We start from the raw sequence: 24,367 nt of genomic DNA, 5'->3' as shown, positions 1-24,367 counted from the left end.
ATGACAAACATTCAAAAACGTTTTTATAAAGGCCGCGTAGCATTAAATGTATTGGCAAACAATATAGAAAATGCGAAAGATATTTTTGAAGCAGCAGAAGGTTATGTAGTAGTGGGAGTGTTATCAAAAGACTATCCAACAGTAGAAGAAGCTGTTACAGCTATGAAAGCATATGGAAAAGAAATTGATGACGCTGTATCAATCGGACTAGGCGCAGGAGATAATCGCCAAGCGGCAGTTGTGGCTGAAATTGCGAAGCATTATCCTGGTAGCCATATTAACCAAGTGTTTCCTTCAGTTGGAGCGACACGTGCAAATCTTGGCGAAAAAGATAGCTGGATTAATAGTTTAGTATCGCCAACAGGAAAAGTAGGTTACGTAAATATTTCTACTGGCCCAATTAGTGCGGCTGGAGAAGAAAAAGCAATCGTTCCAATTAAAACAGCGATTGCACTTGTACGTGATATGGGCGGAAATTCATTGAAGTACTTCCCGATGAAAGGGCTAGCCCATGAAGAAGAATATCGCGCAGTTGCGAAAGCTTGTGCGGAAGAAGGATTCGCATTAGAGCCAACAGGCGGAATCGATAAAGAAAACTTCGAAACAATTGTACGTATTGCGCTTGAGGCAAATGTAGAGCAAGTTATCCCGCACGTGTACTCTTCTATTATTGATAAAGAAACTGGTAACACGAAAGTAGAAGATGTGCGTGAATTATTAGCAGTCGTGAAGAAGCTAGTTGATCAATATGCGTAAGAAAATTGCAGCGTTCGGCGAAGTAATGATGCGCCTGCAAGTACCTGGATATGAATTGTTGTCGCAAGCTAACACGTTAAATTACTCATTTTCAGGTACAGGTGTGAACGTTGTAGCGGCACTTTCTCACTTAGGGCATGAAGGGCTTCTTATTTCAACTTTACCGGAAAATTCGGTTGGAGATGCAGCTGTATCTTACATTCAAAAGTTAGGAATTCAAACTTCTCTTGTTTCAAGAGGTGGTAAATATGTAGGTATGTATTTTTTAGAAAATGGATTCGGTGCACGTGCAAGCCGCGTTACGTATTCGAATCGACTAGAAAGTAGCTTCAATACGGCGTCTGAAGAGATATACCAATTTGAAGAAATTGCTAAGGAAATTGATATCGTTCATTTTTGCGGTATTACACTTGCGATGAATGATACGGTGCGCCATCATATGAAGTCTTTAGCGAGAGCAGTTAAAGAAAACGGAGGAACCGTCGTTTTTGATTGTAATTATCGTCCATCACTTTGGGGAGAAGACGGATATGAACAGGCAAAACCGCATTATGAAGAAATGCTGGGACTTGCTGATATCGTTATGATGAACGAAAAAGATGCAATGTTTGTTTTAGGAATAAAAACCGAAGAAACGGAGCGAGAGGCGCAACTTGTTGATCTTATTCCAAAGGTAGCTGAAACGTATCATATCGCTACAATCGCTGGTACTCATCGCTCTATTAACAGTGATAATACACATTCGCTTCGCGGGTTTATATGTAAAGATGGAACGTTCACTTTTGCAAAAACACTTACGTTTTCTGTATATGATAGAATAGGTGCTGGAGATGCTTATACGAGCGGAATTATTCATGGCGAGATAAAGGAGTTCGCACCAGAGAAAGCTGTTTCATTTGCGTCAGCAGCTGGAATGCTAGCACATACAATCGTCGGTGATACGCCAATGTCATCAGAGAAGGATATACTTCGGGCAATGACGGCATCAGTAGGTGATGTAGAAAGGTAGTGGGTGTAACGGTGAACGTAACGAGAAAAAAAGGACCATTATATTTGCAAATAAAAAATATTATTCGTGATCGAATATTGCATGGTGTATATGCGATTCATACGAATATCCCTTCCGAACCGCAGTTAGAAGAAGAGTTCAAAGTGAGTAAAATTACAGTGCGAAATGCGATTAAAGAACTCGCTCAAGAAGGATATTTGGAAAAGAAAAGCGGTAAAGGAACGAAAGTCATCCGCAATACTTCTGCGACAAAACTATCAAAGGGTAAGAAATTTACTGAAGTGTTAGTGGAAGAAGGATATAAAGTACAGAAGAAATTGCTAAAAGCAGAAATTGTGCAGAATGAAGAAGGAACAGTGCCATTTCGATTATTCGGTAAGGAGAGTTTTCGTATTGAACGTTTATATACGTTAAATGATGCACCGTACATTCATTATACGCACTATTTCTCAGCAGGAATGGCAAGTTCAGATTTATCGGATTTTGACTTGCAATCGCTTTATGATTTAGTTGAAGACCGAGGTATTCATTTAGAAAACTTCAGAGATGAATTCGCTGTTGGACTCGCGCCTAGTTTCGTTGCAGAAGCGCTAGATGAAAAAGAGGGGACAGCGCTATTAAAACGCATGCGTTATTCTTACGATGAAGTTGGCGAAGTAATTGAATATAGCGAAGGCTACTACAATACAGAAATGCAGCATTATGTAGTGAATTATGACGTATAAAAAAGAGGGGATTTTCCCTCTTTTTTTATAAAGTAAGGAGAATGGGAGATGGATATATACTTATTAATCGTCACGTTACTTGCAATTGCGATTGTTATTTTAGGGGTATCATGGTGGAAATGGCATGCATTTATTAGTTTAACAGTTGCGAGTTTGTTTTTAGCTATCATGTCTGGACTGAACTTAACGAAAATAGTGACTGCCTATGAAACTGGTGTTGGTAGTGTACTAGGGCATTTAGTTGGTATTTTAGCTCTCGGAACAATTTTAGGGAAAATGATGTCCGATTCAGGGGCCGGTATGCAAGTGGCAGATTTCTTTATTCGATTTTTCGGTGTAAAGAAACTACCTTGGGCTATGTTATTTGCAGGATTTGTTATAGGGATTCCAGTGTTTTTTGAAGTGGGGATCGTCATTTTATTACCACTTGTTATTTCCATTCGAAAAACGACGAAGCAAAATATATTATTAATTGCGTTACCTGTCATTGCAGGATTATCTATTGTTCACGGGCTCGTGCCTCCGCATCCAGGGGCGATGACAGCAATCGGTATTTATAACGCGAACTTAGGAAAGGTACTTTTATATTCATTAATTATCGCGTTACCAACAGCCATTATCGCAGGACCGATATTTGCAAAGTGGGTACATAAAAGGGTGATACCTGAAAATGAACCAGAGCTTATTCGGGTTACGACTGTCTCAACTGATTTGCCAAGTCGTAAAGTTTCATTCTTTATTATTTTACTACCAGTTGTATTGATGATTTTATCAGTAGTTGCACCATATATTTCATTACCGAAAAAATTGACTGAATTTTTCGTGTTTATAGGAAGTCCAGTAATCGCCTTACTTATTTCATGTTTCGCAGCATTTTATTTACTTGGTATCAAACAAGGTATTAATAAAAAGATGATTAAAAAATTAACAGATGAAAGTTTATTGCCTGTCGGTTCTATTATTTTAATAATTGGTGCAGGCGGTGGATTTAAACAAATATTAATTGAAAGCGGCGTTGGAACAGCTATTGCACAAATGGCAGAACATATTTCGTTATCACCAATCGTATTAGCTTTCATGGTAGCTGGTTTAATTCGAATTGCAACAGGTTCAGCTACAGTAGCATTAACGACAGCAGCAGGGATTGTTTCACCAGTTATTCAGCACATGTCTGGTGTGAATTTAGAGTTGCTTGTTATTGCAACCGGTGCAGGATCATTAATGTTTTCTCACGTAAATGATGCAGGGTTCTGGCTTGTAAAAGAGTATTTAGGTTTGACGGTGAAGGAAACGTTTAAAACGTGGACGGTACTCGAGACATTGTTATCATTTATTGCATTTGGTTTTGCGCTTGTGTTGAATATGTTTCTTTAGGGAGAAAAGTCCATTTTAATTAATAAAACCCACAGGAGAAATTCAATTTCTCTGTGGGTTTTGCTATTTTTTGATCGTAGTTACTTACAAATATACAGGGCAAGGTGCTTTTTATATCTTTTTTCTATTGTCCTATTACTTAATAGAACGGACATACTGATCTTCTCCATCGTCTTTGACAAAGACTCCTAGCTCATTCAAATCTTTGCGTAAATGCTTCTTTTTTTTAGAGTTTCCTTCTCGAAGGGCATTGCGTCTTTCATACAAAATAGTATTTATGCTTTTATTAAATCGCTCATCCTCTAATTTCCATAAGCTATACTCATGTTTATAAGGATCTTGTTCCACCCAGGGGAAGCCGTGCATTAAGAAAGTATCTTTAATTTTGCTTGGGGTAATGTCAGATGTTTCACGTAACCATTCTCGGTCTTCTTGATCAATGATAACCACTTGACGCTTATCTACAAAAACGGCTTTTACATTTAATCTGGTGATTTGTTTCTTTTGATCGTCCTTATTCACGTGAATGCTTTCCGAAGTAATGTTCATTTTTAAAGCTTCACTATAAATAATTAAAGAAAATAAAATTCCTGCAATAACACCAATTAGCATGAGGATAATAGGAAGCCAGAAGGGACTAATAAAATTTAAAAGTTCTATAATTTTTGAATCAGAAAAGAGAGGAATCTTTTTTATAATCTCTATTAATTTAGGTGAAAAATATCCAATAACGCCTAAAAGGATGGGACTTGCTATAGCAAGTAATTTTTCTAAAAAACCTAATCCAATGACAGATGCCTTTTTCATGTGTAGTTCATCCTTTCATATATATTTTTTTAATCAAGGCATGTTTTAAACAGTGAGTTTCTTCACCATTTTTATGAGCTCATCTGAGTAATTTTCTATGGATATAGATGAATTTGCCTTCAGCATTCTTTCTTCGATTGCTCCTAAAATAAATGAAGCTAATGTGTCGGTTTGGAAAGAATCGGAAAACACGCCATTTTGTTGACCAGTCTTCAAAATATCTAATAACATCGTTCTAAGAGCATCCTCCTCTTCGTCGTCTTCGATTCTGTAATAAGGAACGTTCTCTTCATTTCTTGCATTAAAGACAATCTCAATTAAGGCAATATTATTTTTGTAATGAGTTTCTTGATAAGCCAAATGCGCTTCAATAAAAGCCTCTAGTTTATTTATTTCAGATTGAGCTAATAGCACTCGATTACTAATAAATTCATGTTGCTTGGCAACTAAAAATTGTAATGTGCGATTCATAAGGTAAAGCTTATCATTAAAATGATAAGAAATAAGTCCGGTACTAATCTTAGCCTTTTTTGCTACCTTCGTTAAGCTTAAGTTGTTATATCCAACCTCTTCTAATGTATCAATACATGCAAGAATAATTTGTTCACGCCTAGCCTCTGCAATAAAAGAATCAGTCACGCTATTCAACTCCTAATTTATATGATTTGAATGTATAATCAAAAAATTGATTGGTCGTTCAATTAAATATTAGTAAGAAATTAAGAGTATGTCAAATGTTTTATGCTTACATCTGGATAAGGCTCATTCGCTTTTTAATAAAGCCCAATTCCTAAAACAAGCCCGTTTTTAGGTAAGCCAAGCTTCTTATTCGCCCTGAAAACATAATATAAATGGAATCCCCTCATTTAGAGCAAGGTGAACTTGTTATGAATGATACTAAAGGAGGAATAGGGTAATGAGCGAAAAGTGTGAACACAGACATGATGATTGTAACCGCAGACATGGTTGCGGAGGCGGTTTTGCGCTTCTAATCGTATTGTTTATTTTATTAATTATCATCGGTGCTAGCTGCTTCGGCGGAGGCGGCGGTTGTGGTTATGGTGGTTACGGCGGTTATGCTGGCGGCTACGGCGGATATTGCTGCTAATTATTAAAAACTATTGAAAATAGCCTTGTGCATATTGCACAAGGCTATTTTATTCATATTTTTATATGCTGTGATAATTTATTAATGTAAAGAGAACGGATTAAGAAGAAGAAAATGATCTCGATAATCCCGAAAAAGGTGAGTACGATACATGTCTCTTTTAATAAGGAGAAAGAAAACATGCTTTGTAAAAACTTAACTGCAAATAATGTGTGAACACCAGCAACGACATAAGGAACGAAAAATAAAATTCCTAATTGAATCGTTGCAGAGCGAAACATTTCTGATTCAGTTAAGCCAAGCTTTGTAATCGTAATATACTTTTGTCTTTCAGTTGTTAAGTCATTATACATACGGAAATATAAAACACTAGCTGCTCCGATAAAGAAAATAAAGCCGAGAAATGCCCAAATAAAGAATTGAGCGACTGCATTTCCTTTACTATGAACGAGTTCATCCGTAGCTGTATAAATATAAAATGGTTTAATGAAATCTTCTTCATTTTTATGTGCTTCATACAAGGTTTCTGCATCATGATTTAAGCTTTTTAATATATTTTTTGTTGGGACAATTGCATTTTCCCAATTTTCCACGAAGTAGTTATAGACTGTAATTGTTTCAATATGAGGAATCATATTTTCAATTACTTCATCTTGCATCACAATTAAGTGAGGTAATGCAAAGGGAGGCTCAATTCCTCTATTAATAAAACCTTTAATTTGAAATTCCTTTTTATTAGAGCCAAGTGTAATCGTGTTCTGCTTCGCAAATGGGTTAGACACGAGATTTAATAACACTGGTGAATAGCGAGAAATATTATAAACTTGTGAAGAATCGAGAGTGATTTTTGGTCTGTTTAATTGCTGTGCTATTGCGTTATAATCACTCATTTTCATAATGGCAATTGATTCTTTTGAAGCTGTATCTTTTAAAACGGTAAATTTATATTTGTCATATTGAAAATTAGCATTTGTAAGTTCAGTTTCAATCGTAGTAATATGCTTTTGTTCAAATGTATTAACACCTTCTGATGTATAGGTGAATGGTATTGGATATCGTTCTAGTATGGGTGCTTTCGTATTATTGTTTGCAGCAAATAACCCGATAATAATTGTAAATGCAAGTGCAGATAGCATAGAAACAATAAAGAGTACATTAATATTACTGCGTGTACGAGAAACTAAATCTGAAATCCATAACATATTTATTTGTTTTAAATAAAACTTTCTTCGTTTCTTTAAAATATAGATAAAGAGAAGAAATGTTTGTGAAAAAAATAAATACGTCCCAACTACTACAAGCGGTAAAATAGATAGCATAATTAAGAATACAGATCCATTTTGTGCATTTTTTTCCGTTATGTAGCCTTGCGGATAACCAGCAATATAATAGCATAGTCCTAAACAAGTTAAAGCAAATAGTGAAATCGGTATAGATGGTTTTTTTTCGCTCTTCTCTTTGTTAACGCCCTTAATAAGCTTCGTTGTTTTTCGAGTACGAATAAACATTGGTGTAAATGTAGAAACGATTAAAAATAAGATAATAAACGTTACGGTTGTAACGATAATCGCTTCTGTTGGCCAATATAAATAGAGACCTTTCGCGTTTGTTAATTTCGAAGTGACTAATAAGAAAAAGTTAGAAAATACAAGTCCACCTTGAATGCCGATAAAGATAGACAATATCCCGATTATCATATTTTCAGTAAATAACAGTCTCTTTAATTGTCTCTGTGAGATACCGAGAATGGTGAGTATCCCGAATTGGTGCTTCCGTACATTTAAAAATGTTCCAATTGAATATAAGAGAAAGAAGAACGAGAACATAACAATCACAAGCTGTGCTGTACTAGCTAAGTTCATTAGAGGATCACGTTCTTGGAAACTTTGTACACTTTGTAACCGCGGGTGATACGCGTATACAGTAAATGAAAAGAAAACCATGATAGAAAACGCACTACTTACAAAGTAGGCGAAATATGCTTTCGAATTACGTGAGACATTTTTAAATGCGAATTGCCAAAATGTCATCCACGTCTTCCTCCTAATAATGCTAAAACATCTAATATTTCTTGATAAAATTTCTCACGGTACAATCCGCGGTGTAGTTCGTTGTAAAGCTCTCCATCTTTAATGAAAATAACACGGTTACAATAACTTGCTGCAAACGGATCATGGGTAACCATTAAAATCGTTGCATCTTCTTCTTTATTTAATTTCGTAAATAGCTCCATTACGTCAATTGCCGCTTTTGAATCTAAGTTTCCTGTCGGTTCATCGGCAAGTAGAAGTGAAGGATGATGAATGACAGCACGTGCTACTGCGGTACGCTGTGCTTGTCCCCCGGAAACTTCAAAAATACGCTTGTCCAAAATATGATCAATTCCAAGCTTTTTTGAAATGTTATCAAGCTTTTCATCCATTTCTTTTAATGGAACATTATCTAATGTTAAAGGTAGTACGATATTTTCACCGATTGTTAGTGTATCTAGTAGGTTAAAGTTTTGGAAAACAAATCCTAACTCTTGGCGGCGGAAAATAGCTAACTTCTCTCTACGAAATGTGTGCGGTTTTTTTCCGTTAATCACGACATCACCAGAAGTCGGAGAATCGATTGTAGAGATAACGTTTAAAAATGTAGATTTCCCGCTACCAGATGGTCCCATAATGGCAACAAATTCACCTTTATCCACGTGTAAATTTATATTTTTTAAAGCAGTATGAGGGACTTTTCCCTCATATACTTTTGAGACGTTTTTTATGTGTAATACTTCTTCCATAGTAATCACCTTTCTACTTTTTAAAACTTAATGTGTTGTGATAATTTTTGCATATAAAAGGAACGAATTAAAAGGAAAAATAAAATTTCAACTGTTCCAAAAATCATAAGTACGACTGTAATTTCAGCGAAGAACGAGAGATGTAATATTTCTTGTAGCATCTTTGTCGCAAACATCGTATGGATTGATGCCATAATGTAAGGCACGAAGAAAAGAATCGCAAGCTGAATTGTCGCTGAACGTTTCATTTCAGTCTCAGTTAAGCCAATTTTCGTAATCGTTATATATTTTTCTTGCTCATTTGTTAAATCTGTATACATTCGGAAGTAAAGAACACTACCAGCACCGATAAAGAAAATAACACCTAAGAAAGTACCAATTAAGAAGAATGAGGCAACATTTAGTTTTTTCTTATATAGAGAATCGCTCGCTTCACTTGCATGGAAAGGTGGGTGCTCTGCTTGAATAGCTGCATTATCGTTATGGATTTTTGTTATAAACGATGAACCGATATTATGTGCTTTTTCCCAATCTGTAACTTTGAAGTTATATACACTCATTTGTTTGGAAACTGTGGATAAGGCTTCTACATTTTCATCAGATAGTATGAGTAATTGGTATATTAAGCTGTTTGGGAATGGGCTATAACTTTTATATTCTTTCACTTGTAGTTGTAAATTGTTTTGAGTAAGTGTAAGAGTATTTTTCTTTTCTTCATTGTGAAGTGTTCCAATAACTTGATCATCTAAGTCTTTCATAAGAATATAAGATTCATTCTTATTTACCGTGAGTTTTTCAAAATTTAATGCTTTAGCAAGTACATTATAGTCACTTTGTTTAATTGCGTAATAGAGCTGCGTGTTATCTTCAGCTGAAGATACTTCATATATATCCGTTTTAAATTTCGTATAAGTAAAATGCTCTTCATTAAATTTCTGCTCTAACCAGTTTAAATGTTCATCAGCTAATGTATTTTCAGTATGTGATAAATACGTAAACGGGAAAGGGTTTTGTCTAATTGCATCAAACTTTGTAAATTTCCCAAAACCGTATAAGAATGTAATCATTGTAAAAGCGAGTGTTGATAGCATCGCTACAATAAAGAGCATGTTAATGTTTGTCCGAATGCGCGCTGCTAAATCCGAAATCCAAAGCATATTAATTCGTTTCATATAAAACGTTCTTCGCATTTTTAAAATACGAATAAGTAAAAAACTAATTTGTGAAAAGAAAAAGTATGTTCCAGCTGCAATAAGTGATGGGATGACAAATATACTAGAGACGGCATATAAAAGCCCAATGATGTCACCTAGCGACATAAAATACAACGGATTTGCGGCTAACGCATATCCACATATTAAACACGTCGCACCAAATAGAGAGATGAGCACGGATGCTTTTCTTTCTTTTTGTTGTGTTCCTTCTTTTAAAAGACGTACGGCTTTTCTCGTACGAATGAGCATCGGTGTAAAAGATGATACGAGAATGAAGAGCCCAAGAAAGATGATGATAGTTAAAACGATAGCACTTGTAGGCGGATATAAATATAAACCAGGTACGTGTGTAATTTTGGCGGTAACTAATAAAAAGAACTGTGAAAAGACAACTCCAAGTTGAATGCCAAAAAATATAGAAAGAGCACCAATTAACATATTTTCTATAAATATGAGTCGCTTTAATTGTTTTTGAGATATGCCAAGTACTGTTAAAATCCCGAACTGTTTTTTTCGTACTTTTAAAAAGGTCCCGATTGAATACAGTAAAAAGAAAAATGAAAAGAACACAATGACAACTTCTGAAATTGTCATTAATATGTTCAGAGAATAATTCACGTCTGTCATATGCAATTTAGGATGAAATAAATAAACTGCAAATGAGAAAAAGATTGCGATGGAGAACGCACTGCTTACAAAATAGGCGAAATAAGCTCTGGCGTTCCGCGTCACGTTTTTAAATGCAAACTGCCAAAATGTCATTCACCTGAACCTCCTGATAGGGTGAAGATGAGAAGAGCATAAGAAATACTCTTTTCATCAAGTTTGTTTTAAATATTTTGTCCACTCGTGTATTGTGATAATTTTTGCATATAAAGTGAACGAATGAATATGAAAAACACGATTTCAACGAATCCAAAAATAATAAGAACGGCTAAAACCTCTTTGAACAGAGATAAACCAATTACATCTTGTAGCATTTTTGTTGCAAACATTGTATGAATGGATGCCATAATGTACGGAATGAAAAATAAAATACTAAGTTGAATGGTTGCAGATCGTTTCATCTCTGTATCTGTTACACCGATTTTAGAAATCGTTATATATTTCTCTTGTTCGTTCGTCAAATCCGTATACATTCTAAAGTAAAGAACGCTACCAGCTCCAATGAAGAAAATAACTCCTAAAAAGGTCCCAATTAGGAAAAATGCAGCACTGCCTGATGTTATTTTGTATAACGATCCTGCTGATTCAAAGGAACGAATAAGAGGTCCTTCATACTGGGATTTATTTCGATCTTTTTGCACTTTTTCTATAAAATTATCAGCAATTTCATATGTCTGTTCCCAGTTTTGAATTTTGTAATTGTATGCTGATATATGCTTTACGGTGCTAGGTAAGTTATTTACGATAACATCAGGCAAAACTATCGTTTGATATGAAAAGCCAGATGGAATTGCATTCACATGCTCATAGCCTTTCACTCGTAATTTCGTATTTGTACTAGAGAGTGTAATGTAATCTCTTTTGTAGCTTTGCTCAAATTCGTTGAATATGGTGTTATAAGATGTCCCTGTTAGCACATATGCTTCGTTATCATCCATAAATAGTTGTTTCATTCGTAAAGAATCTGCAAGTTTGTTATAGTCACTTTGCTTAATTGCGTATACGTCATTATAAATAGCTATATCTTTATCTTCTTTTAGTGGTGTTTCATATATATCAGCTTTTATTTTTTGATAGGGGAAATGCTCTTTTTGTAATTGTTGCTCAAGCCAATTTAAATGCTCTGTAACAAAAGGGTTCGCATCATAAGAAAAATAAGAAATTGGAAAAGGAGAAGTTCTATTCACCTCTAGCTTAATAAATTTCCCGAATCCATATAGAAACGTAATCATTGTGAAAGCAATTGTAGATAGCATCGCTACAATAAACAGCATATTAATATTCGTTCGAATACGGCTCGCTAAATCCGAAATCCAAAGCATATTAATCCGTTTCATATAAAACTTTCTTCTTTTCTTTAAAATATAAATAAGTAAGAAACTAATTTGAGAAAAGAAAAAATATGTTCCGATTGTAACGAGCGTTGGAATGACGAAAATACTTGAAACCATATATATAACACCGATTTGCGGGCTTACTGATACGAAATATTTAGGATTTCCAGCTAACGCATAACCACCAAATAAACAAATCGCACCAAATAATGAAACAAGTATGGATGGTTTTCTTTCTTTTTGTTTTCCACCATTTGTTTTTAAAAGGTGTACTGCTTTTTTTGTACGAATAAGCATTGGTGTGAATGCAGATACAATGATAAAAAGACTAAGGAAAACAATGGTTGTTAAAATAAACGCGTTAGTAGGCCCGTATAAATATATTCCTGGAACATGGGTAAGTTTGGCTGTTACTAATAAGAAAAATTGAGAAAAAACAACTCCAAACTGCATGCCGAAAAAGATAGATAAAATCCCGATTAACATATTCTCCATAAAAATAAGACGATGTAATTGTTTTCTCGATATTCCTAAAATGGTCAAAATACCAAATTGTTTTTTTCTAACTTTTAAAAAAGTACCAATGGAATATAGTAAAAAGAAGAAAGAGAAAAATACAATTACTACTTCTGAAAATATCATTAATCCTGAAATTTCAGAGGTCATGTCAAAGTTTTGTAATTTCGGATGGAATAAGTAAACAGCAAACGAAAAGAACACAGCAATGGAAAAGGAGCTACTTACAAAGTAAGCAAAATAAGCTCTTGAGTTGCGCGTGACGTTTTTAAATGCAAATTGCCAAAATGTCATAGATTATACCTCCGGCTAGAAGATATAGAAGTAGTTGTATTGCAAAAAATGTATGAGAGTGAGTTCTCATACATTTTGCTTGCATATGTTACGATCATGCTTCGGTCACCTTCTCCGTATGTTCTGCTTGATTATTTGCAGCGTTGTGGAAGATGATTTTAATCGTCGTTCCTTTACCAACTTCAGAATCTAGTTTGACAGAGTGACCTAAATAATCACAAATTTTACTTACAATATAAAGGCCCATACCAGTAGATTCTCCGAATGCGCGACCGTTTTTCCCAGTGTAAAATGGTTCAAATACTCTTCGAATATCTTCTTGTGGAATACCAACACCTTCATCGCGAACTTCTAAAATAATATCTTTTCCGTTTCGGTAAGCAGATAAGAATACTTTCTTTCCGCGTTCCCCAGAGTAACGAACAGCATTTGTCATTAACTGATAGATGATAAATTTTAGCCATTTCGCATCAGAAGCAACTTTTAAATCAGAATGGACTTCTAAAACAGGGAAGACACCATTACGAATGAATAGTTCTTTTAATCCGTTAATATTTTTTGTTACCGTATCTTTTAATGAAATCGTCTCGACATGGAAATCTTCATGGAAGTTATTTAACCTAGCCATGTATAAAGCCATATCAAGTCCTTGGTTTAGACGCTCTAATTCTTTTTTAAACTTTGGAATTAAATGCTCGTCTTCCATTTCTAGCACCATAAGCTGCATAACAGAAACAGGTGTCTTCATTTGATGTACCCAATGGTTAATGAATAATTGATGTTCTTGTTGTTTTACTTCATACGATTGTAGTTCTTTTTGGAATAGACGGTACTGCGTACGTACGAGTTCATTGACACCGTGAGGCATCGGAGCAGTTGCTCTTTCAATAAACGCATCTTCCATTTTTTCTGGTTGCTCACTTAATCTATGGTACATTCTACGATTGCGAACGTAACGATAAGCGAGGAAACAAATAAATAAGTATAGGCTTAAAACGACGAAGTAAAATTTATTATTTTGAAATCCGTCTACTGCATCATAAAGAACGAAAATGATACCGAAGTTTAATACGTACAGTAGAAAAAATGCAAAATGATCACGTAAAAATAGCTTCATGCTTATTCACTCCAAGTTGCGTTAAAGCGATATCCAAGTCCACGTACTGTTTCAATAGAGTTCTCAATGCCAAGCTCATTAAACTTTTTACGAAGACGTGTAATGTTTACGTTTAATGTATTTTCCTCAACGAAACTTTCGTCATCCCAAAGCGCAGCTAATAAATCTTCACGGCTCGCTGTACGAGGGAATTTAGATAATAACATTTCTGCTAAAATTGCCTCTTTCTTCGTTAAAAGAACTTGTTCAGATCCAAAATGAATTTCTGGACGTTCAGGGAATAGTTTTAAACCTTCTACTTCAACGATACGTTCAGAAATATTTGGTGCATAATCACCGTAAATACGGCGTAATTGTCCTTTAATTTTTGCCATTACAACGTCGTAGTGGAATGGTTTTGTAATGTAATCATCCGCACCGCTTTCAATTGCCATAATTTGTTCCATCTCACCAGCACGCGCTGAAATGAAAATAATTGGACAAGTAGATTCATGACGAATTTGACGGCACCAGTAGAAACCATCGAATTTCGGTAAGTTTACATCAAGTAAAACAAGATGTGGTTTCACTGCGTTAAACGATTCCATAATATCATCGAAATTCTCCGCTACCACAGCCTCATAACCGTACTTCTGAATGTGAGATTGCAGTAATGATGAAATATTTGGATCGTCTTCAACGATTAAAATTTTATACATATGTATATTCCTCCTCAAAAAAACAATTGTAGCTATAGTGTATCATGTGTTTCAAGTCTTTTCATTATGTTGAAAGATAAGCTAGTAAACAGTATAGGTTAAAAGTGAGAAAAGTAAAAAGAGCGCTGGATGAAATTGACAAATAACAGTAATTGATTTAATATTTAGATAAATATCTAAATGTCTAATTATCGAAAGGAAGAAAGACATTGAATCAAGCATTCAAAGCATTAGCAGATCCAACAAGGCGAAAAATTTTAGACTTATTAAAAGAAGGCGATCTAACCGCTGGTGAGATTGCTGAACATTTCAATATGACAAAACCAAGTATTTCACACCACTTAAATGCACTTAAAAATGCTGAACTTATTCAAGATGAAAAGAAAGGGCAATTCGTTATGTACTCTTTAAACACAACGGTCTTTCAAGATTTATTGACTTGGGTGTTTACATTTACGAATAAGGGGGAAGAGGGGAAATGAAAAAGCATCTTTTTGCAATCTTATTAATTGTTATAACTTGTTTAGCTTGGGCGTTTGCTTGGCCACATTTACCGGATACAATTGCAACGCATTGGAGCGGCGGTAAAGTAGATGGATATTCTTCTAAATTGTATGGAATGCTTTCTATGGTTGGAATTATGATTGTTTTATATATTTTTCTAAACGTGTTACCAAAGATTGATCCAAAGAAAGCGAACTACGAGAAGTTTTCTAAAGCTTTTATGATGATGAATAACGGGATACTACTGCTACTATTTGTAGGGAATATAGATATTATTACAAGTGGATTAGGATACAATTTATTCATTAATCGCGTGCCGGAATTATTAGTGGGTATTTTATTTATAGTCATCGGAAACTATTTACCACAATGTAAACCAAACTACTTTGTAGGTATAAAAACACCGTGGACATTAAGTAACGAAGAAGTGTGGAGAAAAACGCACCGTTTTAGCGGAAAGGTGTTTGTTGCATTGGGGATCATTATGATTTTAAGTGTTTTTGCACCAGTGGCGTGGAAATCTTTCGTAATGGTTGGAATTATTATTGGTGCAGTAGGATTAACGATGGGATATTCATATATTGCTTATAAAAAAGAACTAAAAATGTAAATAAAGCTGCTTTTCCTTTTAGGGAAGAGCAGCTTTGTTTTTTTTATCACTTCTTCAAAACCGGTATCCAAATTTCACTTTTAAAGTTTGGAGAAGATATATCTTTCTGTTCATTCCACAATATTTCCGGTCCTTCCGCTAGTTCATAGTTCGAAGAAGGGAACCATTCAGAATAAATACGCCCCCACACATTTTGTAATGCATCAGGAAATAGACCGACAGCTTCAAATATAGCCCATGTTGAAGCTGCGACTTCAAGTTGCGCGAATTGCTCTGGACAATCCTTTGTTGTGGCTACTCCAATATAGTGATCAAGTTCTCCTTCTTCCTCCATTCTTCCTTCAGAAAAATTAGTAGAAGCACTAATAATTCCAGTAGGTTCAATGTTCGAAAGGGACTTTAATGTTTGAATAGACTCTGGGTTTAAACTTTTCCACATAGAAGCAATTTCTTCATTTACACCGTTAAAAACGATTGGTACTCGTTTTGTAATACCTATAATTCGAAATGGCTCTTTTTCTTCAATTCGATAATTCATTTCATTTCCTCCTTGAATGGATAATTGGAAGGTCATTGGTGAATAAGCCTTCAAAGAATGGCTACTATTTCGGGCTTCTGAAGGTGTTATACCGTGCAAGTTTTGAAATGCACGAGCGAATGAATCTGGTGAGTTGTATCCATATTTTATAGCGATATCAATGACTTTTACATTGCTGTTTTTTAGTTCAAAGGCAGCGAGAGTAAGACGTCTACAGCGAATATAATCAGATAGTGATATACCTGCTAAAAACGAAAACATTCTTTTAAAGTGATACTCAGAACAAAGAGCTAGCCTCGCAACTTCTTTAAAATCAATTTCATTCGTAAGGTTATCTTCAATATAGCGCATTGCAGCATTCATATTTTTAAGTGAATCCATATTATGACCTCCTCTGTACATAGAATAGCAGGAACGAAATAGCTCCATCCGACATTTCGTGCACAACTTTGTAGGTGCATTTTTTACCTTACAAAATTGTAATGTTCCTGTAAGGAGAATGAATGGATGGTATGATATCCCAATGTTATAGTAACAAAGTACTTTAATTCATTACGTTAACTTTTTGATTTCTTTACTTATGTGCCTTACATAACTGTCATGTTTGTGTAAGAAACATCGATAGTGGCAAGAGTAGAGAGTGTATATAGTTGAAAATAGAGAATAGAAGAAATGAGGGATGTCGAGATGAAAACAGTATTAGAAGCAAAAAATATTGAAAAAGTATATGACACGGGTGGTAATAAATTTGCAGCGTTAAAAGGTATTAACTTACAAGTAAAAGAAGGTGAGTTCGTTGGAATTATGGGACCTTCTGGTTCTGGTAAGACGACTTTACTAAATGTTCTTTCTACAATTGATAATGCGACGAACGGTGAAATTTTAATTGATGGAAAAGATATTGTGAAAATGAATGATGATAAGTTAGCATTATTCCGCCGCGATCATTTAGGCTTCATTTTCCAAGATTATAACTTATTAGATACATTAACAGTGAAAGAGAATATTGCTTTACCACTTGCGTTATCAAAGGTGAAAGCGAGTGAGATTGATCGCCGCGTTCTTGAAATCTCAAAGAAATTTGGCATTGATCATATTTTAAGTCAGTTCCCATATCAAGTATCTGGTGGACAGAAGCAGCGCTGCGCAGCATCACGTGCAATCGTTACGAATCCAAGTATGATTTTCGGGGATGAGCCAACTGGAGCGCTTGATTCTAAATCTGCAACAGATTTACTTGAAAGTATGAAGTCATTAAATGAATATGATAACTCAACAATTTTAATGGTAACGCATGATGCATTTGCAGCAAGTTATTGTAAACGAGTTATTTTCATTAAAGATGGTGAACTATATAAAGAATTGCACCGCGGTGAATCGACGCGTAAACAGTTCTTCCAAAAAATTGTTGACGTAATGTCTTCTATTTCTGGAGGTATGGCTGATGACCTTATCTAGCATTGCCCTCCGCAACATACAGCGGAACTTTAAAGACTACTTTGTATATTTCGCATCTATGATTTTTAGTATCGTTATTTATTTTACATTTAAAGCACTGCAATATAATTCACAAATGGAAAAAGCAGCAGAAGCTTCTAAAAAGATTAGCGGAGCGTTCCAAGTTTCCAGTGTGATGCTTATCATTTTCGTAGCGGTGTTCATTATATATTCGAACGGATTCTTTACACGTAAACGTAAAAAAGAAGTTGGCTTATATTCGTTATTAGGTATCCGTAAAAGACAAATTGGTAAAATGCTCTTTTATGAAAATATGTTAATGGGATTAATGTCATTAGTAATCGGGATTGCGATTGGTAGTGTCCTTTCGAAATTATTCCTTGAGTTATTAGTAAATATGATGGGATTAAATTTAAATGTTCATTTTGAAGTACCGATGGCTGCTATTATTGATACAGCAATTATTTTCTTTGTGATTATTTTATATACATCACTTCAAGGATATCGTTTAATTTATCGCTTTAAGTTAATTGAACTTTTCCGTGCAGAACGTGAAGGAGAAGCAATGCCAAAAGGATCTGTCATCATGGCATTAATTTCAGTTTTCTTAATCGGTTCAGGTTATTTTTTAGCGCTAATGTACATGAAAGCAGTTATGTATGCAGACTTTATGGTCGTTGCATTATATATTTTATTAGCGACAGTAGCAGGGACTTATTTACTGTTCATGTTCTTCACAGTATTTGTATTGAAACGTGCAAGAAATAATAAGTCAGCATTTTATAATGGTATGAATATGGTAACGACATCGCAGTTACTATATCGTATTAAAGGAAATGCGAAATCATTGGCGACAATCGCTATTTTAAGTGCAGTTACATTAACAGCGGTTGGTACGTCAGTTACGATGTATTACAACACATTTACGCAATCAAAAGTTGCTGCGCCGTATAGTTATTCCTATGAGAAAAAAGATGCAGCATTAGATAAAAAAGTAAATGAAATACTTGCTGGAGAGAAGAATAATCACCCAGTCACATATGAATCAGAAGTTGAAATGATTCCTGTGAAAGGAACATTTAAAGGTGAAAGAGCTGATCAAGTTCTGAACACACACTATAATGTTACGAATCAGTACCAGCTTATTTCTCAATCAAGCTTTAATAAACATGTGAAACACTTAGATGTAGAACCTGTAAATTTGAGTGCGAATGAAGCTTTCGTATATGATAGCTTATATATTGAGAAACTTGATTTTGGTCCTCTTTATACAGGAAATACAGCTGTATTCCCTGTTGGAAATGAGTCAAAAGAATTAAAAATTAAAGGTGTAAATAATAGAAGCCTTACAAATTTAAATGAACTATTTGTAATCGTTCCTGATAAAACATATGAGCAAGTGAAACAAGTAAACGAAACGCGTACTGTAAAAAATATTGATGTAAAAGGTGAGCGAAATAGTAAAGAGTTAACAGCAAAATTAGCAAGCATTATGCCAGCTGGAGAATCAGAAGTTTTAAAACCATTTAACGATTTCTATACAGGATTCCAAATGGGGCTTGAAACGACAGGCTTAATGATGTTTATTGGGTTATTCTTAGGATTAGTATTCCTATTAGCAACAGGCTCAATCATTTACTTTAAACAATTAACAGAAGCAAGTGCTGACCGTGATCGTTACATTGTCCTTCATAAAGTTGGTGTAACGAAGCAAGAAATGAAGAAAGCTATCGCAAAACAAGTAAGCTTTATCTTCGCTATTCCGTTAGTAATCGGTATTTTACACAGTTTATTCGCACTAAAAGGTTTATCAAATATATTACCATTTGAAATTATGATTCCTCTTCTCATTAGTATTGGAGTATACGGTGTCATCTATATTGGATATTACTTCTTAACGGTTCGTTCTTATTATAAGATCGTGAGTACGAAGTAATAAGGGGCAGCTATCGCTACACGCGATAGCTGTTTTTTTTATTCTTCATAAAATCTTAAGAAACTTCCTCAATTTTTATTAAGAAACGATAGTTATACTTAGACACAAGTTAAAAACTATCGAACGAATGAGGAGAGGTTTACATGCAGCTCATTACATTTTTACATGAATTTATAAAGCATCCAAAACATACTGGTGCAATTGCGCCAAGTTCAAAAATATTAGCAAAGAAAATGGTCGATGTAATTGATTTTAATAAAGCGAAATGTATTGTAGAGTTAGGGCCTGGCACAGGGGTTTTTACGAAAGAGATTATGAAGAGAAAAAAGAAGGAAACGATATTTCTTCTTATTGAAATTAATGAAGTATTTTTCAAAGAATTAAAAAGAAAGTTTAAAGATGAGCAGAATGTCATTGTTGTACACGGTTCAGCTGAAAATATAAAGAAGTATATGGAGGAGCTCAATATAGAATGCATTGATTACGTTTTATCAGGGTTGCCTTTCACTTCTTTACCAGAAGAAGTTTCAAAGCGCATTTTAAATAATGCGATGGAAGCGATACATGAGAATGGTGAGTTCATTACATTTCAATATTCACTTGTGAAAAAAGGGTTTATACAGCATTTCTTCCCTGAAATTACACTAGAAAAAGTATGGCTCAATTTCCCGCCAGCCTACGTCTTTAGTTGCAAAAAAGAACTAAGGAGAGCATATGCATAATGGAATTACATGAATTATTATCTTATATTGAACAATACGGTTATTGGGCTTTATTTTTCTGTTTATGGTTAGGGATTATCGGTATGCCAATTCCAGATGAAATGATTGTTATGAGTGGTGGTTTCGTATCTTCAGTAGGTATATTAAGTGTTGTTCCTTCATTCGTATTAACATATTTAGGTGTTGTATCAGGGCTTTCTTTAGGATATATATTAGGGAAGGTTTTTGGAACGAAGGTACTCCATAAATTAATGAAAAAGAAAAAAGCGAAGTATTTGATGAAATCACAAGAAATGGTTGATAAATACGGACAGTACGCGTTAGTTACAAGCTATTTCATACCAGTTGTAAGACATATCGTACCGTATTTAGTTGGGATGAATAACATGTCATTTCGGATATATGCTTTGTATTCCTATACGACAGGATTTGTTTGGACACTCGTTTATTTTGTGCTCGGTTCTTTATTTGGACAACATATTGAAAGGATTGTAGCAGCTGCGATAGAGTATGGTTTGTATTTTGGCGGGAGTATTGCATTGATTGTGAGTGTGTTTTATTTTTACAGACAAAAAAGAAATACAGTGATGAGTAAATAAAGGAGGCGGCAGCCTCCTTTTATTATTAATATGGCTTTATTTATCGAAGTGCTGATGCAAAGCCCTGTGACATTAAGAAAAAGTTAAGAAACCGCACGAGTTTTTATTAAGAAATGCTCTCTATACTTAGAAAGGTCTTATAGAAAAACATAATGAAAGGCGGAATATAGATGAAAAGATTTATTTTAGGATCATTACTTGTCATCATAGCAGGAGCGGCATATTTGTTAAATGGGAGTGCTACAGTAGATTCCATGAATCCGTTTCTTAAATTAGAATATCGTTATGCGGTAATTGATAACGATGGAAAAGATTTAGGTGGAAATAAAGGCCGTGCATACACAGTGAACACATATGATAAGGATGGAAACGAAAAAGAGATAACAATTGATGGAGTGGATACATTGCAAAAAGGTTCCTACTGGCATGTAATTACGAGAGGAAAGTCTGTGCACGATAAGGTACAAATAGAAGAAGAAATAATTCCTGATGGCGCGAAGGTGAAGTTAGGATTGTAAGTATAAACCCGGTTCTAGATGAGAGAATCGGGTTTGTTATTTTATGGTAAAATGATAAAGGGGGAGGGCGAGAGGTATGCTACTCATTGTTAGCCTTATATTAATTGGGATTATGTGCAGTATGAGAATAGTATCCTTACATATGATAGAGCGACAAATGATAGAAGAGCGATATGTATATTGCCCAAAATGTGATGCGAAAATTAGAAAAGGGAATTCGGCTCCTTTTTGTTCGAAATGTAATTTAATATTTTAACTATATTAAATCCAAAATCAATTCTTATGATTTTGGATTTTTCTTTTTAAGAAAATATTAAGAAACCCCATTACTATTTGTTAAGAAAATGTATCTATACTGAATTCTGTTGCTTAAAGAGAACATCACGAATTATAACAGGAGGTACAAATAGATGAAAACAATGTTAGAAGCGAAAGGGATTTCGAAAATATATGATACAGGCGGGAATACGTTTGAAGCGTTGAAAGATATTCAACTGCAAGTGAAAGAAGGAGAGTTTGTCGGTATTATGGGACCGTCTGGTTCTGGTAAGACGACACTTTTGAATGTTCTTTCTACTATTGATACGGCTTCAAAAGGTGAGATTTTAATTGATGGAAAAGATATTGTGAAGATGAATGATGATGAATTGGCACTTTTTCGCCGTAATCATTTAGGATTTATTTTTCAAGATTATAACTTATTAGATACGTTAACAGTGCGAGAAAATATTGCATTGCCACTTGCTTTATCAAAGGTGAAGGCGAGAGAAGTAGAATCTCGCGTTGAGGAGATTGCAAAGAAGTTTGGGATAGATCATATTTTAAATCAGTATCCGTATGAAGCTTCAGGCGGACAAAAACAACGCTGCGCGGCATCAAGAGCGATTGTAACAAATCCAAGTATGATTTTTGGAGATGAGCCAACTGGTGCGCTTGATTCAAAGTCAGCGACGGATTTATTAGAAAGTATGAAGACATTAAATGAAAAAGATCTTGTAACGATTTTAATGGTAACGCATGATGCGTTTGCGGCAAGTTATTGTAAACGAGTTGTATTTATTAAAGATGGAAAGTTATATAAAGAATTACATCGCAAAGAGATGACAAGAAAACAGTTCTTCCAACAAATTATTGATATGATGTCTTCAATCTCTGGGGGTGCGACAAATGAGCTTATCTAGCATCGCCCTTCGTAATATAAAACGAAATTTTAAAGATTATTTTATATACTTTGCTTCCATGATTTTTAGCATCGTCATTTATTTTACGTTTAAGGCGCTTCAATACAATTCACAAATAAGTGAAGCTGGAGATAACATCGGCCGAGGATTCCAGCTTGCGAGTGTAATGCTTATTATTTTCGTTGCAATATTTATTATATATTCGAATGATTTCTTTACACGAAAGCGTAAGAAAGAAATAGGTGTTTATTCTTTACTTGGTATTCGAAAAAAAGAAATAGGTAAAATGCTTTTTTATGAAAACATGTTAATGGGTTTATTATCATTAGTAATCGGAATTGTAATTGGTAGTTTACTTTCAAAAGGATTCCTAAAGCTACTTTTAAATATGTTAGAGCTACATGTAAATGTTCATTTTGAAGTACCAGTTGGAGCGGTTATAGATACAACAGTTATTTTTTGTCTCATCATTTTATACACATCGTTTAAAGGATACCGCGTTATTTATCAATTTAAGTTAATCGAGCTATTCCGTGCAGATAACGAAGGCGAAGTCATGCCAAAAGGTTCGAAAATAATGGCTTTCATTTCTTTATTATTAATTGGATCAGGTTATTTCTTGTCAGTAACGGCTATAAAAAATGTGAGCGGTGATAACTTTATGCCCCTTGCACTTTACATTTTATTAGCGACAGTACTTGGAACGTATTTATTATTTATGTTCTTTACCGTTTTTGTATTAAAAAGAGTGCGAAATAAAAAATCCGCATTTTATAACGGAATGAAAATGGTTACGACGTCTCAGTTACTATACCGCATTAAAGGAAATGCAAAATCGTTAGCAACAATTGCCGTATTAAGCGCAGTAACGTTAACGGCGGTTGGAACTTCTGTAACGATGTATTACAACACATATATGCAGGCGAAGAAATATCATCCAGTTAGTTATTCTTATGAAAAGAAAGATATGGAATTAGATCGTAAAGTAAATGAGATTTTAAAAGAAGGACAGAATGAAGTCATTCATCAATATGAATTAGAGACGGTAAAAGTAGTAGGAGAATACGGTGATGGCACTTCATTACAATCAAGAACAACAGAACTTATCGCACAATCATCATTTAATACAATCGCAAAATATTTAAATGAAGAAACTTTAGATTTAAAGAAGAACGAATTGTATGCATTTGATGGCATGTACAGTGAAGGTAAGAGAGATAGTGGCGTATATAAAAATCGAAAAGCTACATTCCCAATTGAAGAAGTAGCACCAGTACAAGTGAAAGAGGTACAAGCAAAAAACATTACAAACTTATATGAACTTCTAGTTGTCGTTCCGGATGAAGTGTATGAGCAAGCAAAGAAGACAATTGGCTCTCATACTGTGAAAAATATTGATGTGAAAGACGAAAGAAATAGTAAAGTGTTAACGGAGAAATTAAAGAAAGTAATATCGGAAGAAGATGCAGAAGGAAGAGAGCAATTCAGTGACTTCTATACAATATTCCGCAGCGGTATTGAAACGTCAGGGTTAATGATGTTTAGTGGTATATTCTTAGGACTTGTATTTTTACTTGCAACAGGCTCTATTATTTATTTCAAACAATTAACAGAAGCACATGCAGATCGTGAACGTTACATCGTTCTTCGAAAACTCGGTGTCACGAAAACAGAAATGAAAAAAGCCATTGCGAAGCAAATGAGATTTATCTTCTTTATTCCTTTAGTAGTTGGTATATTACACACTTTATTTGCGCTCAAAGGATTAGCGACAGTTATTCCGTATGAAATTGCAGTTCCGTTACTAATTAGCATCGGGGTGTATAGTGTTATTTATATTGGTTATTATTGCTTAACAGTTCGTTCTTATTTCAGGATTGTTAGTAAATGAAAATAAGATATAC

General features: G+C 34.5%; 24 protein-coding genes. 15 read left to right on the top strand and 9 right to left on the bottom strand.

Annotated features, from left to right (window positions below; translation table 11 throughout):
• From BLT20_RS16145 to gntP, 4 genes are read left to right on the top strand one after another with little or no spacing between them, the layout of a single operon-like run.
• Positions 1-756 carry a 2-dehydro-3-deoxy-phosphogluconate aldolase gene (locus BLT20_RS16145; protein WP_000181907.1) on the top strand — a complete coding sequence of 252 codons (756 nt, stop codon included), beginning with the start codon at positions 1-3 and terminating at the stop codon, positions 754-756.
• Positions 749-1,765 carry a sugar kinase gene (locus BLT20_RS16140; protein WP_001227516.1) on the top strand — a complete coding sequence of 339 codons (1,017 nt, stop codon included), beginning with the start codon at positions 749-751 and terminating at the stop codon, positions 1,763-1,765. Before BLT20_RS16145 ends, BLT20_RS16140 begins: the two co-directional genes overlap by 8 nt.
• Positions 1,765-2,490, top strand: a complete 726-nt coding sequence (locus BLT20_RS16135) for a GntR family transcriptional regulator (protein ID WP_000539277.1) — start codon at positions 1,765-1,767, stop codon at positions 2,488-2,490. Before BLT20_RS16140 ends, BLT20_RS16135 begins: the two co-directional genes overlap by 1 nt.
• A gap of 48 nt (positions 2,491-2,538) precedes the next feature.
• Positions 2,539-3,864 (top strand): gluconate permease GntP, encoded by a 1,326-nt coding sequence (gene gntP / locus BLT20_RS16130; RefSeq protein WP_000356167.1) that lies wholly within the window; start codon positions 2,539-2,541, stop codon positions 3,862-3,864.
• Between the two features lie 135 nt (positions 3,865-3,999).
• Here gntP and BLT20_RS16125 read toward each other — a convergent pair whose 3' ends face one another.
• Complete coding sequence (locus BLT20_RS16125; protein ID WP_000710349.1) at positions 4,000-4,671, bottom strand: YqeB family protein; 672 nt, start codon at positions 4,669-4,671, stop codon at positions 4,000-4,002.
• A 45-nt stretch (positions 4,672-4,716) separates the two neighbouring features.
• Positions 4,717-5,310, bottom strand: coding sequence for a TetR/AcrR family transcriptional regulator (locus BLT20_RS16120; RefSeq protein ID WP_000132248.1), 594 nt, complete (start codon positions 5,308-5,310; stop codon positions 4,717-4,719).
• 277 nt (positions 5,311-5,587) lie between these two features.
• Here BLT20_RS16120 and BLT20_RS16115 point away from each other — a divergent pair, with 277 nt between their 5' ends.
• The gene (locus BLT20_RS16115) at positions 5,588-5,779 is read left to right on the top strand and encodes a YjcZ family sporulation protein (protein WP_001290392.1); all 192 of its coding nucleotides are present in this window, start codon (positions 5,588-5,590) and stop codon (positions 5,777-5,779) included.
• Positions 5,780-5,832: 53 nt separating this feature from the next.
• Here BLT20_RS16115 and BLT20_RS16110 read toward each other — a convergent pair whose 3' ends face one another.
• The 6 genes from BLT20_RS16110 to BLT20_RS16085 all read right to left on the bottom strand — a co-directional run bounded on the left by BLT20_RS16110 (position 5,833) and on the right by BLT20_RS16085 (position 14,397).
• A complete protein-coding gene (locus BLT20_RS16110) occupies positions 5,833-7,809 on the bottom strand; it encodes an FtsX-like permease family protein (protein ID WP_073339829.1) in 1,977 nt (658 codons plus the stop codon).
• A complete protein-coding gene (locus BLT20_RS16105; protein WP_000393250.1) occupies positions 7,806-8,558 on the bottom strand; it encodes an ABC transporter ATP-binding protein in 753 nt (250 codons plus the stop codon). The genes BLT20_RS16110 and BLT20_RS16105 overlap by 4 nt, the downstream gene beginning before the upstream one ends.
• A 20-nt stretch (positions 8,559-8,578) precedes the next feature.
• Positions 8,579-10,534, bottom strand: a complete 1,956-nt coding sequence (locus tag BLT20_RS16100) for an ABC transporter permease (protein WP_000145004.1) — start codon at positions 10,532-10,534, stop codon at positions 8,579-8,581.
• A 68-nt stretch (positions 10,535-10,602) separates the two neighbouring features.
• On the bottom strand, positions 10,603-12,582 hold the full coding sequence (locus BLT20_RS16095) for an FtsX-like permease family protein (RefSeq protein ID WP_061685112.1): 1,980 nt from the start codon (positions 12,580-12,582) through the stop codon (positions 10,603-10,605).
• Between the two features lie 94 nt (positions 12,583-12,676).
• Positions 12,677-13,699, bottom strand: a complete 1,023-nt coding sequence (locus tag BLT20_RS16090) for a sensor histidine kinase (RefSeq protein WP_000765341.1) — start codon at positions 13,697-13,699, stop codon at positions 12,677-12,679.
• Positions 13,700-13,701: 2 nt separating this feature from the next.
• Complete coding sequence (locus BLT20_RS16085) at positions 13,702-14,397, bottom strand: response regulator transcription factor (protein ID WP_000276738.1); 696 nt, start codon at positions 14,395-14,397, stop codon at positions 13,702-13,704.
• 209 nt (positions 14,398-14,606) lie between these two features.
• Here BLT20_RS16085 and BLT20_RS16080 point away from each other — a divergent pair, with 209 nt between their 5' ends.
• Positions 14,607-14,879 (top strand): autorepressor SdpR family transcription factor, encoded by a 273-nt coding sequence (locus BLT20_RS16080; RefSeq protein WP_001070523.1) that lies wholly within the window; start codon positions 14,607-14,609, stop codon positions 14,877-14,879.
• Positions 14,876-15,511, top strand: coding sequence for an SdpI family protein (locus tag BLT20_RS16075; protein WP_000716356.1), 636 nt, complete (start codon positions 14,876-14,878; stop codon positions 15,509-15,511). Before BLT20_RS16080 ends, BLT20_RS16075 begins: the two co-directional genes overlap by 4 nt.
• Positions 15,512-15,557: 46 nt before the next feature.
• Here the strand turns inward: BLT20_RS16075 and BLT20_RS16070 are convergent, their stop codons facing one another.
• Positions 15,558-16,430, bottom strand: coding sequence for an AraC family transcriptional regulator (locus tag BLT20_RS16070; protein ID WP_000377715.1), 873 nt, complete (start codon positions 16,428-16,430; stop codon positions 15,558-15,560).
• A gap of 306 nt (positions 16,431-16,736) precedes the next feature.
• Between BLT20_RS16070 and BLT20_RS16065 the strand changes: the two genes are divergently transcribed.
• The 8 genes from BLT20_RS16065 (at position 16,737) to BLT20_RS16030 (ending at position 24,354) form a co-directional block, all read left to right on the top strand.
• The gene (locus BLT20_RS16065; protein ID WP_000859655.1) at positions 16,737-17,507 is read left to right on the top strand and encodes an ABC transporter ATP-binding protein; all 771 of its coding nucleotides are present in this window, start codon (positions 16,737-16,739) and stop codon (positions 17,505-17,507) included.
• Entirely contained in the window at positions 17,494-19,443 is a 1,950-nt protein-coding gene (locus BLT20_RS16060; protein ID WP_000176151.1) for an ABC transporter permease, read from the top strand. The genes BLT20_RS16065 and BLT20_RS16060 overlap by 14 nt, the downstream gene beginning before the upstream one ends.
• A 143-nt stretch (positions 19,444-19,586) precedes the next feature.
• Positions 19,587-20,165, top strand: coding sequence for a class I SAM-dependent methyltransferase (locus tag BLT20_RS16055; protein ID WP_001176064.1), 579 nt, complete (start codon positions 19,587-19,589; stop codon positions 20,163-20,165).
• Positions 20,165-20,764, top strand: coding sequence for a DedA family protein (locus tag BLT20_RS16050; protein WP_000418943.1), 600 nt, complete (start codon positions 20,165-20,167; stop codon positions 20,762-20,764). Before BLT20_RS16055 ends, BLT20_RS16050 begins: the two co-directional genes overlap by 1 nt.
• A 170-nt stretch (positions 20,765-20,934) precedes the next feature.
• Positions 20,935-21,282, top strand: a complete 348-nt coding sequence (locus tag BLT20_RS16045; RefSeq protein WP_000819387.1) for a YxeA family protein — start codon at positions 20,935-20,937, stop codon at positions 21,280-21,282.
• A gap of 76 nt (positions 21,283-21,358) precedes the next feature.
• Entirely contained in the window at positions 21,359-21,538 is a 180-nt protein-coding gene (locus BLT20_RS16040; protein ID WP_000924676.1) for a hypothetical protein, read from the top strand.
• 154 nt (positions 21,539-21,692) lie between these two features.
• Entirely contained in the window at positions 21,693-22,463 is a 771-nt protein-coding gene (locus BLT20_RS16035; protein WP_000855634.1) for an ABC transporter ATP-binding protein, read from the top strand.
• On the top strand, positions 22,450-24,354 hold the full coding sequence (locus tag BLT20_RS16030) for an ABC transporter permease (RefSeq protein WP_061685110.1): 1,905 nt from the start codon (positions 22,450-22,452) through the stop codon (positions 24,352-24,354). The genes BLT20_RS16035 and BLT20_RS16030 overlap by 14 nt, the downstream gene beginning before the upstream one ends.
• Positions 24,355-24,367 lie beyond the last annotated feature (13 nt).

The organism is Bacillus sp. cl96, assembly GCF_900100505.1.
GTDB classification, from domain to species: Bacteria; Bacillota; Bacilli; order Bacillales; family Bacillaceae_G; genus Bacillus_A; species Bacillus_A cereus.
This window is presented reverse-complemented; position numbering and strand designations above follow the sequence as displayed.